Raw genomic sequence first — 15,952 nt, 5'->3', positions numbered from 1 at the left:
TTTTTAAGTTCGCTTGTTATTTGCCTTTTAATAAAGAATACTTTTAACAGAATTCGTCAATTAAGGGAAAAGGAAACCTGTTCCTCTTCCCTTTAATATTACAAATTACTTCCAATAGCAAATTAAACCTGAAACAGGCATATAGGTACAACTTCCGTTTTTTCTTGATGTTGTACAGCAAGTATCCCCTGCATTTTTACCTAAGCAAGCTCCACTTGCAGTTTCATCTTCGCAGTTCGCTTTATACCCTCCAATAATGTTTTTCATGTCTACTTCACTCATCTTAAAAAATCCTTTTAGTTTTAGTTTGTCTAACTTTTTCATGATTAATAAATTTAAATAATGTTGTAGAAATAATTTAAGATTAACTATTGCTCTACAACTTAACAATAGTTTTTTGTATGGTATCTTTAACTTTCAGTGATCATCCATTCACTAAAATAATAATGAATAGAGAAGGCGTCTTGAAGCTTATTTTCTACGTCTTCATCTGACATATTTCCCAATAAAATTTGTCGAGATTCATTTGATGTTATAGGGGTAACATATTTGGATGGAATCAGGTATATAGAGTTTTTTTTTCTATATTCTTGATATAATCTGTTTAGAGCTATAGGTCCTGTTGTTACTAATACTTCAAATCCTTTTTGATAATTATATTTAATCCTTTCACTCCTTTTATAAGAGAATATGAATTCTATTATTGCTTTTATAAAAGGGTGATTAGGGATAGAAGCCATTAATGCATTGTTAAATAAGTACTTTTCTCCTTCTAACTCACTTCCTCCTTCTACAGGTTCAGACGCAAAACAACATTTTTGCCCCTCAAACAATATGTTGTGAGTCTCAAGGCACTCATAGTCAAAGTCTACGTACATTCCTCCAAATTTGTTCAATATCAAATAACGTACAGCATCCCATCGTTGAATGTTGTATTGAAAGCTATTATATGTATCCCAAAGTTGAGGATAATGTTTCTGTACAAATTTATTCATCTTCTGATTATCCCAAAATATATACTTCCATGTAGGGTGATGTTCTTTCCATGTATCACCTAACAGTTCAAAATATTTAGGAAGAGGCTCATCAATACCCGACCAAATTTGATGTATTATTTGAGGTATTTGCATAATTTAAGTTTGCTAGTTTTTTCCTTTTAAACAGTTTGTCTGACCATGCTTTTCAGATGGATTCTTTAATATATACATCAACAAAATACTTTAAATATTCAATATTTTGAAAGTAATCACTGGGCAATTCTATCCCATTAAATATTAAGGTCGGTGTCGCGGCTAGTTTCGCATTTTCTTTCCATATTTTATGCCGTTTATATTCCTCACTCATACCATTAAAAACAAAATTATGTTTCTTAAAAAAAACTTCTTTCTGGTATTTTGCACCACTAAACCATTCATGATAAATTTTGTCTCGTTCTTTTGCTGTTTTACTGTTATTTATATAAAGAAAAAATTCATTACTTAATTCAAGACTTTCATCAAATGAAGAAAGTATGTATTGTACACAGAACTTATTTCCAACTTCGTCCAATAATTTTTCTATCCGTGTATGCATTCTCGCACAAGGTTCACAATGTGGATTCGTAAGAATAGTAAGCATATTCTTTGAACTAGGATCTCCTAATAGAATCCTTGATGTTTGTTTATTTACCTCATAATGAGGTTGTTCTTTTAATAGAGCTAAAAACACATTTTCATTTGCTTTGACGCTATTAAGTTCTTGTGTTACTTTAACTGTTTTTTGTCCTTCAGATAGTATAGGCAAGACTAAGTTTATAATAAGAAAAGGAAATCCATAGATAAGACCTATAGATATGATATTAACTGCATAAAAATCTGGTATTTGTATAAGATTAAATATGAGACTTACAACAAATAGAGACCAAAAGAGAATTTGAACAATCAAGCATAGCGGGCACCATGATTTAGCTTTAAATTTTTGATACCATATACTCCAAAAGCTGTAGGGTAAAACACAGATGTTGATGACAATGAAATAGGGTAAAAGTTTTGGTGTGCATAGAATTATAAAAGTGTTGGATAAGAAATAGCTAAGTCCTAATTCGCTCCACCCTATTATATTCATAAATTTGGCAGCTGGGGACTCTAATACATCATTACAGTCATTTTGAGAGAACAAAGAGCATATTTTATCTGCCTGATTACTATGTGTTTTTATTCTTTTAAGGACAAGTAGATATCCTACATAAGCTCCAATAAGATTTAGACATAGAATAATTATGAGATAGACGCTTTGGTAAATTTGATTTTGAATAAAACCAATAAATACTAGAATTATTGAGAACAATAATAACAAGAATTTTTGAGTATTTATTACTAATTCTTCCTTTATATGTTTATAATAATTTGGCTCAATCGAGGACTTATTAGCTTCAAGAATCAAAGTTGCACCTGACCACATATTGACGAACCTATCAATTGAAATTTTTACTTTTTTTGAGTTCCAAAGATATATTACATTCGAATTGGCAATCTCTTCCACAATAGCGAAACCACTGCCAACATGCGCTATAAACGGAACTTCGAGGTTAAAAATATCTTCTTCTTTATTATTAACCTTTATCCCAATATTTTCAATATTATAATCAGAAAGCATTTTAGATAATCCATATAAGTTGTATTTATGTGGATGTTCGTTATATAAACGCGAAGAATAGGAATGAGTGTGTTTTACATTCAGAAGTCCTAATAATGTCGTAAATGTATTATTCATAGTTAAAATTAAGAGATCGTTAGATATTAAGTGTTAATTGTTTTGGGCTATGTGTATTTCACTTATACAAAACTATAAAAATGAAAAATAAAAAAAATAATTACTTTAAAGTTATATGACTTTTTTATGTCAGTATATATTGTAAGTGTCTTAATGTTAGTGATATGTATTTTATGTCTTTCTTTTTAATATGACTTTTTTCGCTTGTGTATGATTTTTATGTGTTAAATAGGATACCTTTTTTGTTATATAGGATACTTCTACCTTTCTCTTTATGACCAAAGATAATGTATAATAAGATACTTTTCAGTTCTTTATTAAGTCTTTTAAGTAAGTGATAGGAATTATTTGAACATTCCATAATTGTGAATATCCTTTATAGGCATCCCCAATCATGCAAATATGAATTCTCAAAATGTTCAAATAAATAGCTTTCATTACTTATATTATTGTACTTAAAGTCTGAAGTTAGAAACTTTTCTTCATTTTGTATATTTTTATTTAGAGCTATTTATTTTAAATTTCTTTTAAGGAGTTTCTGCTTTATATATGATTTTCTCTAATGAGATAATGGTTGTGATTGTTGATTAATGTTGAATCCATAGCTTTTTAATGTGCTGTTTATCAGTCCATGAATGGTGGGTTATATCCCCTTCTTCGGGATTAGATGTTAAGAATGTGAGACTTCGTAAAATAGACCCAAAATATATATATGGAATACGCAAATAAGGTCATGCCCACCCTCTTATTTTCCTTATAGTGAGTAGTTTGTTTTAGATGTAGTACGATGAGGTAAAATATTTTAATAGACTTATTCTTGTATTACAACAGGTATGACGTATTAAAAGGAAGACTATCTTTTTCTATGTTTTTGATAGCACAATAATAAAACGGATAAAAAGATATAAATTGATATATGTATCTGAATATTTTTGTAGTTTTGTACACGATCATGTATAGATTTTAATCTTTATATAGTCTGTATATTCTGATACTCTTTAATCAAATGAGTTATAGACTGTTTGAAAGGTTTTGCTCTATATATGATTTACCTAATAAAATTTATGGTATTAACCGCCTTTGTGTATATTTTTTTGTATATATCTCAAAAATGACTAAACGTAATTGGCTGATATACAATAAGAAGTAAAAGAGAAGTTGACTGTCGGGACGACAACCTTTTCTTTTTTATATAGGTTTGAAATCTAATAGCTTGAAACTTCCTAAAGAAAGGTACTCCACAGAATCTATTTTTCTCTCTCTTTTCGTATACATCTTATATTATTTATATTACCTTTATTTCATAACATGGAGATAAGGAAGTAGATATGAGAAAAATAGGTGTGATATTTAGCCTTTGCCTACTGTTTTATAGTTGTGAAGTCCCTTCATCTTCTATTAAGGATGAAAAGACACTACGCAGCTTAATAGATAAAGCCTTGAATGAAAATGATGAATTTGCATACAGTGAAGTAAGAGCTCATTATTTTTCAGAAGAAAGACTTCAGGATTTTTGTTATTATGCAATAAAGATGGCTAATAAATATGATTATCCGGATGCATATTATGATGTTTTTAGAACATTGACCCTTACTGAAAATGTACCAATAGATAGTTTAGATAATAAGACTAAATGTTTAGCTTTATACTATTTACTAAAATCAAAAGAACTAGGATCTGAAATCGGAAAATATGATATGGAAAACATATTTCCAGATAGTATTCCTAACTCAACTTATTATTTAGAAGAAATGTCAAAAGAATAATATCTTGTTTGTAAAATAAAGATACCCTTGTTTCTTCGGATTCGTAATTCGGATATTTCCTTAATGTGTTTTATTATATTTATTTTATGAGTGTAACTTTTTGTTATACACTCTGAGTAATTTTCCCCCTTTCTAATTATCCACACAAAGACTATAAGTACTTCAATCTACATCCATCGTTGTACAATCAATTCCAATATTCTATCATCGGAAGGATAGGAATAGGTTTATAGATAAATTCTATTGAAATATATTTGTGTATAAATAAAAACTATATATCTTTGCGATGTATAGATAAAAAATATAAGTATAATTTAAATATAAATGAAATTTATTATGAAGCCTATTATTAATTTACAATTACCGGAATTTAAAGTACAAGCTTATCACAATGGAGCTTTTAAGACAGTAACGCATGAAGATGTAAAAGGGAAGTGGGCAATCTTCTTTTTCTATCCTGCCGATTTTACTTTTGTGTGCCCAACAGAACTTGTTGATGTGGCTGACAAATATGATCAACTGCAAGCAATGGGTGTAGAGGTTTATTCTGTAAGTACAGACTCACATTTTGTGCATAAAGCTTGGCATGATGCATCCGAAAGTATTCGCAAGATCAAATATCCGATGTTAGCTGATACCGTAGGAGTACTCAGCCGTGCATTTGGCGTGATGATCGAGGAGGAAGGAATGGCATATAGAGGTACTTTCCTTCTAAATCCTGAGGGACAAGTTAAGATTGCCGAAATCCATGACAATGGAATTGGTCGTAATGCAGACGAATTGCTTCGCAAGGTAGAAGCTGCTCAGTTTGTAGCAACACACGATGGTGAAGTTTGTCCTGCTAAATGGAAAAAAGGAGAAGAAACACTCAAGCCAAGTATAGATCTGGTTGGTAAGATTTAATATTCAAATTTGCAGACCGGCTTAACAAAGCCGGTTTTTAAATCAACCTAATTAAAAATAAAATACATGTTAGATTCATCTTTTAAAGAACAATTACGCTCGATATTCTCTGAACTGAAAAATCAGTATACATTAAATATTACTGCTTTCGACCAACATGACTCCTATCGTGAACTTGTCGATCTTCTCGATGATGTGGCTTCTTGTTCCGATAATATTTCCTGTCAGATTAATAAAGGTGAAGGGCTCGAGTTCTCTTTATTGAAAAATGGAGAAGATACACGTATTAAATTCAGGGGAGTACCTAACGGACATGAGTTTACCTCTTTATTATTGGCTATACTGAACAGCGATGGCAAGGGTAAGAATATCCCTGACGAATTTGTTGTAAACAGAGTTAAAGCTCTTCGGGGGCCTATACATCTTACTACTTATGTATCGCTGACGTGTACCAATTGTCCTGATATTGTTCAGGCACTTAATGTTATGGCTACTCTCAACTCTGAGATATATCACGAGATGGTAGATGGAGCGATAAATCAGGAAGAGGTTGATGCTCTTAAACTGCAAGGAGTTCCTGCTCTATTTGCTGATGGTAAATTGATTCATGTAGGTCGTGGTGAATTCGGTGAATTATTATCCAAACTGGAAGATCAGTATGGAAGTAAAGAAGTGGCAGATAATAATTCAACAGTCAGAGAGTATGATGTAGCTGTAATAGGTGGAGGCCCCGCAGGAGTTGCAGCATCTATTTACTCGGCTCGTAAAGGTTTAAAGGTGGCCTTGTTGGCTGAACGCATAGGAGGACAAGTAAAGGAAACAGTAGGAATAGAAAATCTGATTTCTGTTACCAAGACAACAGGTGAAGTGCTGTCGAACAACCTCAAAGTACACTTGCAAGATTATCCTGTGGATATACTCGAGCATCGAAAGGTAGAGAAAGTAGAGTTGATTGATGGTAAAAAAACAATATCCGTTGTAGGCGGAGAAAAGATAATTACTCCCGCTGTGATAATAGCTACAGGGGCGAGTTGGAGAAAACTCAATGTACCCGGCGAATCGGATTATATAGGAAAAGGAGTTGCTTTCTGTCCTCATTGCGATGGACCATTCTATAAAGGTAAAGAAGTAGCTGTTGTAGGCGGAGGAAATTCGGGAGTAGAGGCCGCAATAGATCTTGCGGGTATTTGCACTAAGGTAACTCTCTTTGAATATGCAGAAGAACTTAAGGCTGATAAGATTTTGCAAGAAAAAGCCAAAAGCCTCCCTAATGTAGAGATCATACTGAATACCCAAACAACAGAGGTAATCGGTGACGAGAAGGTTACCGGAATAAAAGTCAAAGACCGTACTACTGGTGACGAACGTATCGTCAAGCTGAACGGCATATTTGTGCAGATTGGATTGGCTCCTAATAGTTCTGTTTTTAGAGACTTGGTGGACGTGAATCGTTTTGGAGAAATAGCCATCGATACTCATTGCCGTACGAGCATACCCGGCGTTTATGCAGCAGGAGATGTTACAACTGTGCCATTTAAGCAAATTATAATAGCAATGGGCGAAGGAGCGAAGGCTTCCCTTTCGGCATTCGAAGACCGTATGCGGGGAGTTATCTGATATAAGAATAGCATATTTATCGTCTGTATGACGAGAGATTGAAGAAGGAAAAATTACAGGTATATGTTGCTTGTAATTTTTTTTGTCTGTAAATGTATGAATTAAAAAATACGATGAAACTTTAAGATAAAGTTTCGAATAATTCCATGCAATCTTTTTACCTTTACTTGTGTTTAGTAGTGTTTTTAAAATATGGACTTCAGAACAAAAATAGAAATTCCAGCGTCAGACTTTAAGATATCTCATAAGAGTCATATCATGATATTTGGCTCTTGTTTTGCTGAGAATATGGGTAGGTTGTTTTTGGAAAATAAATTCAATACAAATCTCAATCCTTTCGGGATTCTCTACAATCCCTTATCCATTAGTCAGGCTTTGAGGTTGCTTATCGATCAAAAGGTATTTACAGAAAAAGAAATTTTTGAATATAAAGGACTTTATCAAAGTTTTTGGCATCATGGGTCTTTTTCAGATGTAGATAAGGATAAATGCCTGCGAGGGATAAACCACAGTTTGATGAATGGATCAAATGATATTCGCAAGGCCGATGTTCTTTTTGTTACATTTGGAACAGCGTATGTCTTTCGATCTTTGAAAGAGAATATGATAGTCGGTAATTGCCATAAGCTGCCTGCTGCTGAATTCGAACGTTTTCGTCTTTCTGTTGAAGATATTTTAGCAGAGTGGGAAGGTTTGGTAAAGGATTTGAGAAAAATAAATCCATCGTTGCGAATAGTGTTCACGGTAAGTCCTGTTCGTCACCTCAAAGATGGAGCCCATGATAACCAGTTGAGCAAATCTACTTTGCTTTTGGCTGTAGATAAAATTTGTAGTATGCTAGAAGGTTTGTATTATTTCCCTTCTTATGAGATTGTTTTGGATGAATTACGTGATTATCGATTCTATGATGAAGACATGACCCATCCGAATCAAATAGCAATTAAATATATCTGGCAACGATTGTCAGAGACATATTTTGATGAAGAAGCTCCCCCTATAATAAAGGAATGGCAAAAAATATATCAGGCTCTGAATCATAGGCCTATAAATAACCAAAGTGATGATTATAAGCATTTTTTAAGGCAAACTTTGTTAAAGTTGAAAGCCTTCAATAAGAAATATCCATACATTTGTTGCGAACAAGAAATTGTGGATTTGGAAAACAGATCTTAATTAAAAAAGAAGAATGAAATATTCTATATATCAGGTAGCTAAGATAATTGATGCTATGCCAACCGATCTGAACGAAACTGCCATTAGTATTCTACTTACTGACAGCCGTCAGGTCTTTTTTCCCGACGAAACATTATTCTTTGCCCTTAAGACTAAGAATAATGATGGACATCGGTATATCTCCGAGCTTTATGAGCTGGGCGTTCGTAACTTTGTAGTATCTGATTTACAACCCGAGTGGGAAGAATATGAAGATGCAAACTTTCTTGTAGTGGTAAATACGCTATTTGCTCTTCAACGTCTAGCCGCATATCATCGCAATCAGTTTAATGTGCCTGTTATTGGTATTACAGGAAGTAACGGTAAAACAGTGGTGAAGGAGTGGCTTTATCAAGTCCTTCATCATGATTTTAATATTACGCATTCTCCTCGGAGCTATAATTCTCAAATTGGTGTACCTCTTTCTGTTTGGCAGATGAATAGCCATACACAGTTGGGCATATTTGAAGCAGGGGTATCTCAACCTGAGGAGATGGCAAAGCTCGAGGCGATTATAAATCCTACTATTGGTATATTTACCAATATCGGACAGGCTCATCAGGAAGGTTTCAAATCTATGAAACAAAAATGTCTCGAGAAACTGGAGCTTTTTATAAACTGCGATGTCATTATTTGTGAAGAAGAGAATGAGCTTGTAGACGAATGTATGGAGATAGCCTGTCTTTCTCACAAACGCCTGACATGGTCTCGCAAGGGATCTAACAAAAGCCCATTGCATATAATGAAAGTTGAGAAGCTCGGAAATTGTACGACCATTCATTATTCTATACTGGGAATGGCCTCTCAGTTTACGATTCCTTTTGCTGATAATGCAGCTATCGAAAATGCTATCCATGTATTGGCTACTGCCATCTATTTGCACTTGTCTTTACCCGATATAAATCAGCGTATGGCCGGTCTTGAGCCTGTTGCAATGCGTCTTGATGTACGTCAAGGAAAAAATAATACAATACTGATAAATGATACATACAATTCTGATATAAACTCTTTGGGAATTGCTCTTGACTTTCTGGCTCAAAGGGCAACGGATAGCCAAAAGAGAAAGGTGCTTATAATATCAGATATTCCACAGTCGGGGTTAGTACCTAAAGAACTGTATTATTTGGCATCTAATCTGGTGTTGAATAAAAAAATAGATGTACTTATCGGTATCGGTAAAGAAATTTCTACATATAAGGAATTGTTTAAGAATGGTGAAATGCACTTCTTCAATACGACCAATGATTTTATCCATTCGAATATATGGAGCGATTTTCATGATATGTTTATTTTGCTGAAAGGGGCACGTAGTTTCTCATTCGAGAGTATAAATAAACTGCTGGAGGTGAAAACGCACGAAACAGTGCTCGATATAGATTTAGATGCAATCGTTCACAATTATAACTTTTATAGATCAAGGCTGAATCCTAAAACCAAAATGGTATGTATGGTTAAGGCCGATGGCTATGGTACAGGAGCGACAGAGGTAGCAAAAACGTTGCAGTATCATAAGTGCGATTATCTGGCTGTTGCAGTTGCAGAAGAAGGCGTATTCTTGAGAAAACAAGGAATAAAAGTTCCTATCATTGTTCTCAACTCCGAAGTAGGGGGATTTGAAGAATTGGCGATGTATGCGCTCGAACCCGAAGTGTATAATTTCAGAATATTGGATGCTTTTATAAAGGAAGCCAAATTGCAGGGAATTACAAATTATCCGATACATATAAAAATAGATACAGGAATGCATCGGTTAGGATTTACAGAAGAAGATATTCCTGAATTGATGGAGCGTATTAAGTCGCAAACAGGAGTACGTATCCAATCTGTTTTCTCTCATTTAGCGGCAAGTGAGAGTTGGAACTTTGATAATTTTACAGTAGATCAGATCAAAACCTTTAAGAAAATAACGAAAGAAATAGAGAAGAACTGCCATTATCAGGTAATGAAACATATCCTTAATTCGGCAGGGATAGAACGTTTCCCCAACGAGCAAATGGATATGGTGAGGCTGGGTATAAGTCTTTATGGAGTAAGTGCAAGTGGTTTGAACGGACTTCGTAACGTATGTACCTTGAAGACCACCATTCTACAAATCAAATATATCAAGGCCGGAGAAACTGTTGGTTATGGGCGTAAAGGTCATTTCGATAAAGATGCCACAATAGCAACTATCCGTATCGGATATGCCGACGGACTTAGTCGTCAGTTTGGTAATGGAGTTGGTAAGGTATTGGTGAATGGACACATGGTGCCTATTGTTGGAAATATTTGTATGGATTTATCAATGATCGATGTTACCGGAGTAGATGTGAAAGAAGGAGACTCGGTAGTCATCTTTGGGGAAAATCCATCTGTCGTAGATTTGGCTAAAGAAATAAATACAATCCCTTATGAGATACTAACTTCTATCTCTAGCAGGGTAAAACATATTTATTATAAAGAATAAGTTTTGTTAAGCATATATATAATAATAAAGGCTGCATTTTTGCAGCCTTTATTATTTATAAATGTAATTATTTAATCTTTAAACATCTCATCAAAATCTACAACCTGTTTGCCTGGCAATACTTGGTTAAGTACAACCCCGATTATAGAAGCCAGTGCCATTCCTTCCAAAGAAAATACTTTGCCGATATGTATTGCTGCACCTCCGATACCAATAACAAGTATCACAGAAGATATAATAAGATTGCGCTTACGGCTAAAGTCTACTTTGTTTTCCACAAGCATACGTAGCCCGCTGGAGGCTATTATACCGAACAAGAGGATAGAAACTCCACCCATTACCGGAGTAGGGATAGTAGATAACAAAGCTGATATCTTACCGCAAAAACCAAACATAATAGCAAAGATTGCAGCTCCTACAAACAGATAAATACTGAAAGCGCGAGTTATAGCTAAAACACCGATATTTTCACCATAAGTAGTATTCGGTGGTCCTCCTAATGTAGCAGCTATCATAGTGGCTACCCCGTCGCCCAGCATAGAGCGATCTAGCCCCGGGTCTTTGATCAGGTCTTTGCTAACTACTTTACTCAAAACAAGCTGATGTCCGATATGCTCAGCGATAGGAACGATAGCAACAGGAACCATCATTAAGAATACTCTCCATGTGAAAGAAGGTGTATAATGAACAAATGGGATGGAGAAAGAAGGCATTTCGATCCAGTTTGCATCAACTACGTGTTGCACATCTACAACTCCTAAGATAATAGAAAATACATACCCGCCAATTATACCGACCAATACAGGAATAACACTAAGAAATCCGCGTGTGAAAATGGCCGTAAGAATTGTTATGGTAAGAGTTACTAAACCGATGAGCACATACGTAAGGTCATAATCTCCTGCAGGATTGTTAGTAGCCATGTTAACGGCTGTAGCAGCAAGTCCAAGCCCGATAACCATAATCACAGGTCCTACTACTACCGGAGGAAGCAACTTCATCAACCACTTTGTTCCGGCTCTGTTTATAATAAGTGCAACTACTGAATAAGTAACCCCCACAAGGAAACTACCTACAAGGAAACTTCCCATACCTACACCCGACGAAGGATCGAGTTCCAGAGCTTTTACAGCTATGATGGGATTGATAAAAGCAAATGATGATCCCAGATAAGAAGGGACTTTGCCTTTTGTGATGGCTATAAATACCAATGTACCGATACCACTCGAGATAAGAGCCACAGCAGGGCTCATTCCGGTGAGTGCAGGAACAAGTACGGTTGCTCCGAACATGGCAAATAGATGTTGAATACTCAATAATAGCCATTGGGCGGGTTTAGGCTTTTCTGAAATACCTAAAACAATTTTCTTTTCTTCTTTCATTTTTGAGCGTTTGATATTTGTCTGTTGCACATAAAAAAAGCCGAGAACGAAATGTCCGGCTTTATATTTTATATTTACTATTTATTCAAAATTCTTCGTTTTCATACCTATAGATTTTGTCGGCAATAAAGGTAGTATATTTCTGAAATATAATAAAGTACTTCATAAAAAGATTTTTCAAAAAAAGCAATACCAGCCAAGATATACTTTTGCCGATACTGCTTCTTCGCTATATATAATCAATGCTATTTTTCTATTCTGATTCTTGCATCCACGGCTATAACTCTTTCTTCGTTAGCCAAAAGCGGATTAATATCCATCTCTTTTATTTCCGGAGCAAACCTGAGCATAATCGATAAGCGTACAATGATTTCTACAAACAACTTTTCGTTTAAGCCCTTTTGTCCACGTGTGCCTTTTATTATTTTATATGCTTTTAGTGATTGTACCATCGAAGAAGCTTCGTCAAAACTCAAAGGTGCAAGTCCCGATGCTACGTCTTTCAGTATTTCTACAAAAATTCCACCCAGCCCGCATAAAACAATGTGACCGTATGTAGGTTCATATTTAGCCCCGATAAATAGTTCTTGCCCCGATAGCATCGGCTGTACCATGACGGCTGTGGCATCGGCTATTTTCATCAAGCGGTCAAATTCGATTGATAAATGGTTTGCTGAATGTATATTTAATACAACCCCTCCCACATCTGATTTGTGAATAGGGCCTACACACTTTGCTACAATTGGGTATCCGATTTTGTCGGCAAAAGCGATAGCTTCGTCCCTATTGGCTGTTACCAATTCTTGCACCTGAGGAATACCTGCGGCATCAAACAATTGCCTAACCGTTTCACTATCTATATATCCGTCAGTAGAGTTGCTGATAATAGTTCTTATACGGGGTATATCAACAGATATATCTTCTATTTTGCCTACCGATGGAGGAGTCCAGGAAACAACTTTAGAGAGAGCATTTGCTAAAGCATATTCATCTGTAAAATTGACATGTCCTTTCTTTACAAAGGTTTCCATTTCTTCCGACGCAGCTATCACCGATGGTAATATCGGGTATATCGGTAGTTTGCTGGTCTTTATTTTTTTATCCAGCATATTATAGGCTTCGGCTACATTGCTTACTCCGGGGTTTCCGTATATAACGGCTATACCATTTATTTCTTTAAAGTATGTTTCGCAAAAATCGATACATGTAGCCATGTGTTCACCAGTTCCTGTTCCTATAATATCTATAGGATTAGATACTGCGGCTCCCGGAAGAAGATGCTTCTTTAGTTCGGCTGCCAAGTCTTTATCCAGTTCAGGAACATCGATATTCCCTTTTGATAGAGCGTCTGTTAGTATTACGGCCGGGCCCCCTGCTTGGGTAATTATAGCCAGATTTCGTCCGTTTATTTTCTTTAATGTCAATACTGCTGCAACGTTCGCAAGTTCTTCGCGTGAGTAGCAACGTATAATTCCCGCTTTTCTGAACAGGGCTTCAACGGCTGAGTCGGAACTCGCTATTGCTCCCGTATGAGAAGATGCTGCGCGACTGCCGGATGTGGAACTGCCCGATTTTATGGCAGCTATTTTGCACCCCTTATTGATGAGGGAAGATGAATGAAGAAGAAATCTGTCCGGATTACTAATTTTTTCTAAATAGAGAAGTTTTATTTTCGGACTGGTTTCAGGATCAAATTCTTTATCTAAATATTCCAATATATCTTCAATTCCTATCTGAGCAGCATTTCCGATTGACCACGCTGAGTTAAATCTCAGTCCAATACGCATGGCAGACTCTATGATATAAGTAATTGTTCCTCCCGAACTGGAAATTATATCTACTCCATTCGTATCAAGGCTGGGTATAGGACGAGTGAAAATGCTTTGATGATTCGTGTTGAAAAATCCAGAACAATTAGGGCCGATCATAATAGCTCCGGCCTTATTTACAATTTCTACAAGTTGTTTTTCTCTGATAGCACCCTCTTCAGACTCTTCGCTAAATCCGGCCGAAAATACAATAAAAGCTTTTACGCCTTTTTTATTCGCCAGATAGTCTACAGTCTCTATACATTGGTTGGCAGGTATAGATATAATGGCAAGATCTGCTTGAGGTATATCTTCAACCTTGGTATAGGCTTTAATACCTTGTATGATACCTCCCTTCGAATTTACAATATATAGCTCTTTTTCGAATGTTCCGTTTATAATATTATGCAAAACACTCCCTCCCGGTTTCAAAATGTTATCAGAAGCGCCAACTATGACAATGCCTTTGGGGTTTATTAATTGATTGTAAGACATAAAACAGGTTTTGAGTGTTATTTTGCACAAAAATAATCAAATAATATGATAGCTGAGGAATCTATTTTTATAATATAAAACATGTTTTATTATCCGAAAATATTATTCCGGGTAATAAGTCGATTATTAAAGTATCTGTAAAAAGTGCTTACTTTGTAAGTTTTATTTTTTGAAATACCAGAATACACCAAAATATAAGAATTTTAAGTTATGCTGAAAACGCAAATTTCTATGGCTGCATTTGCAGACACAAAACCACATTACAATATACTGGATGGGCTGCGCGGGGTCGCCGCTATCATGGTTGTCTGTTTTCATATATTTGAAGCTTTTGCCACCAGTCATTTAGACCAACGTATCAATCACGGATATTTAGCTGTCGATTTTTTCTTTATACTGTCAGGATTTGTTATAGGCTATGCTTATGATGGTCGTTGGGGAACAATGAAAGTAAAAGATTTTATTAAACGTCGAATTATACGATTGCATCCAATGGTTGTGATGGGAGCTATTATTGGAGCAATCATGTTCTACTTTCAAGGCTGTTCTGTATGGGATGTATCTAAAGTTACTATTGTGGCTTTGTTTATCGCTACATTATTAAATGCACTCTTGATTCCTGCTACTACTGCAACCGAGGTTCGAGGTTTGGGAGAAATGTTTCCTCTCAATGGGCCCAGTTGGTCTTTATTTTTTGAATATATAGGTAATGTTCTTTATGTTTTATTTATTCGCAGGTTTTCGACTAAGGTTCTTGCTCTACTTGTTTTTATTACCGGGTGTTGCTTGGCGGCATTTGCAATATTGGGACCTTTAGGAGATATATGTGTCGGATATTCATTAAACGGAACAGAGTTTGCCGGAGGGTCGTTCAGGTTGTTGTTTTCTTTCTCTGCAGGTTTGCTGCTTTCTCGTATTTTTAAACCAGCCAAGAATATAAAAGGTGCTTTTTGGATATGTAGTTTTGCTATCGTTGTCCTTTTAGCTGTGCCACGTATCGGTGGAGCTGACCATTTATGGATGAATGGAATATATGACACTCTGTGTTGCGTTGTATTTTTTCCGCTACTTGTCTATTTAGGAGCTTCGGGGCAAACGACCGATAAATACACAATTTGCGTATGCCGATTCTTAGGAGATATTTCTTATCCCTTATATATGGTTCATTACCCTTTTATATATCTATATTATGCTTGGGTGAAGAATGAGAATCTCACATTCCAGGAATCATTACCCGGTGCAGCCGGAGTTCTTGTCGGAAGTATTGCTTTAGCTTATATCTGTTTGAAATTTTACGATACGCCGGTTCGGAAATATTTAGCAAATCGATTTCTAAAACAAAAAAGCAATGTCTAAATCTTTATTTGTTCTTGTTATCTCTATCGGCAAAGTAGAATTTCTGTAGTTTGTTTTTTCTTTAGCGGGTATTTTTCTGATCGTTTTACTTTTTTTCTATTTGCTTGATTGGTCGACTCAGATTGAGTTCTTGTGTCATTTCCCCCTCAAATTTCAAAAAAAGGTTTGAAAAAAAATATGTTTAACAACAGTTTGCATATAAGGGCTATAGGTATT

The 15,952-nt window shown here is 35.3% G+C and carries 11 protein-coding genes; 6 read left to right on the top strand and 5 right to left on the bottom strand.

Features of this window, described 5'->3' with window-relative positions; genetic code table 11:
* Window positions 1-105 precede the first annotated feature (105 nt).
* From BGO84_RS05775 to BGO84_RS05765, 3 genes are all read right to left on the bottom strand, one after another.
* Window positions 106-324: a TIGR04149 family rSAM-modified RiPP gene (locus BGO84_RS05775; protein ID WP_291028352.1), complete on the bottom strand. Its 219-nt coding sequence runs from the start codon at window positions 322-324 to the stop codon at window positions 106-108.
* Window positions 325-410: 86 nt separating this feature from the next.
* Window positions 411-1,130: a glycosyltransferase gene (locus tag BGO84_RS05770; RefSeq protein ID WP_291028350.1), complete on the bottom strand. Its 720-nt coding sequence runs from the start codon at window positions 1,128-1,130 to the stop codon at window positions 411-413.
* 52 nt (window positions 1,131-1,182) lie between these two features.
* Window positions 1,183-2,751 carry a vitamin K epoxide reductase family protein gene (locus BGO84_RS05765; protein ID WP_291028348.1) on the bottom strand — a complete coding sequence of 523 codons (1,569 nt, stop codon included), beginning with the start codon at window positions 2,749-2,751 and terminating at the stop codon, window positions 1,183-1,185.
* Between the two features lie 1,328 nt (window positions 2,752-4,079).
* Here BGO84_RS05765 and BGO84_RS05760 point away from each other — a divergent pair.
* The 5 genes from BGO84_RS05760 to BGO84_RS05740 all read left to right on the top strand — a co-directional run bounded on the left by BGO84_RS05760 (window position 4,080) and on the right by BGO84_RS05740 (window position 10,695).
* Complete coding sequence (locus tag BGO84_RS05760) at window positions 4,080-4,517, top strand: hypothetical protein (protein ID WP_291028346.1); 438 nt, start codon at window positions 4,080-4,082, stop codon at window positions 4,515-4,517.
* Between the two features lie 336 nt (window positions 4,518-4,853).
* Window positions 4,854-5,420, top strand: coding sequence for an alkyl hydroperoxide reductase subunit C (gene ahpC, locus BGO84_RS05755; protein WP_135106925.1), 567 nt, complete (start codon window positions 4,854-4,856; stop codon window positions 5,418-5,420).
* A gap of 66 nt (window positions 5,421-5,486) precedes the next feature.
* A complete protein-coding gene (gene ahpF / locus BGO84_RS05750; RefSeq protein WP_291028344.1) occupies window positions 5,487-7,037 on the top strand; it encodes an alkyl hydroperoxide reductase subunit F in 1,551 nt (516 codons plus the stop codon).
* Window positions 7,038-7,229: 192 nt separating this feature from the next.
* The gene (locus tag BGO84_RS05745) at window positions 7,230-8,210 is read left to right on the top strand and encodes a GSCFA domain-containing protein (RefSeq protein WP_291028341.1); all 981 of its coding nucleotides are present in this window, start codon (window positions 7,230-7,232) and stop codon (window positions 8,208-8,210) included.
* 13 nt (window positions 8,211-8,223) lie between these two features.
* Entirely contained in the window at window positions 8,224-10,695 is a 2,472-nt protein-coding gene (locus tag BGO84_RS05740; protein WP_291028339.1) for a bifunctional UDP-N-acetylmuramoyl-tripeptide:D-alanyl-D-alanine ligase/alanine racemase, read from the top strand.
* Between the two features lie 71 nt (window positions 10,696-10,766).
* Here BGO84_RS05740 and BGO84_RS05735 read toward each other — a convergent pair whose 3' ends face one another.
* Together BGO84_RS05735 and BGO84_RS05730 are read right to left on the bottom strand one after the other, a co-directional pair.
* Window positions 10,767-12,077 (bottom strand): solute carrier family 23 protein, encoded by a 1,311-nt coding sequence (locus tag BGO84_RS05735; RefSeq protein WP_291028337.1) that lies wholly within the window; start codon window positions 12,075-12,077, stop codon window positions 10,767-10,769.
* Between the two features lie 245 nt (window positions 12,078-12,322).
* The gene (locus tag BGO84_RS05730; protein ID WP_291028334.1) at window positions 12,323-14,380 is read right to left on the bottom strand and encodes an acetate--CoA ligase; all 2,058 of its coding nucleotides are present in this window, start codon (window positions 14,378-14,380) and stop codon (window positions 12,323-12,325) included.
* A gap of 210 nt (window positions 14,381-14,590) precedes the next feature.
* On the opposite strand from BGO84_RS05730, the gene BGO84_RS05725 reads away from it, so the two are divergent.
* Window positions 14,591-15,736 (top strand): acyltransferase, encoded by a 1,146-nt coding sequence (locus BGO84_RS05725; RefSeq protein WP_291028331.1) that lies wholly within the window; start codon window positions 14,591-14,593, stop codon window positions 15,734-15,736.
* The last annotated feature ends 216 nt before the right edge of the window (window positions 15,737-15,952 follow it).

The sequence above is a fragment of the Dysgonomonas sp. 37-18 genome, from assembly GCF_001899125.1.
Taxonomy (GTDB): Bacteria; Bacteroidota; Bacteroidia; order Bacteroidales; family Dysgonomonadaceae; genus Dysgonomonas.
The sequence above is the reverse complement of the archived record's forward strand: the minus strand, read 5'-3'. Positions and strand labels throughout refer to the sequence as shown.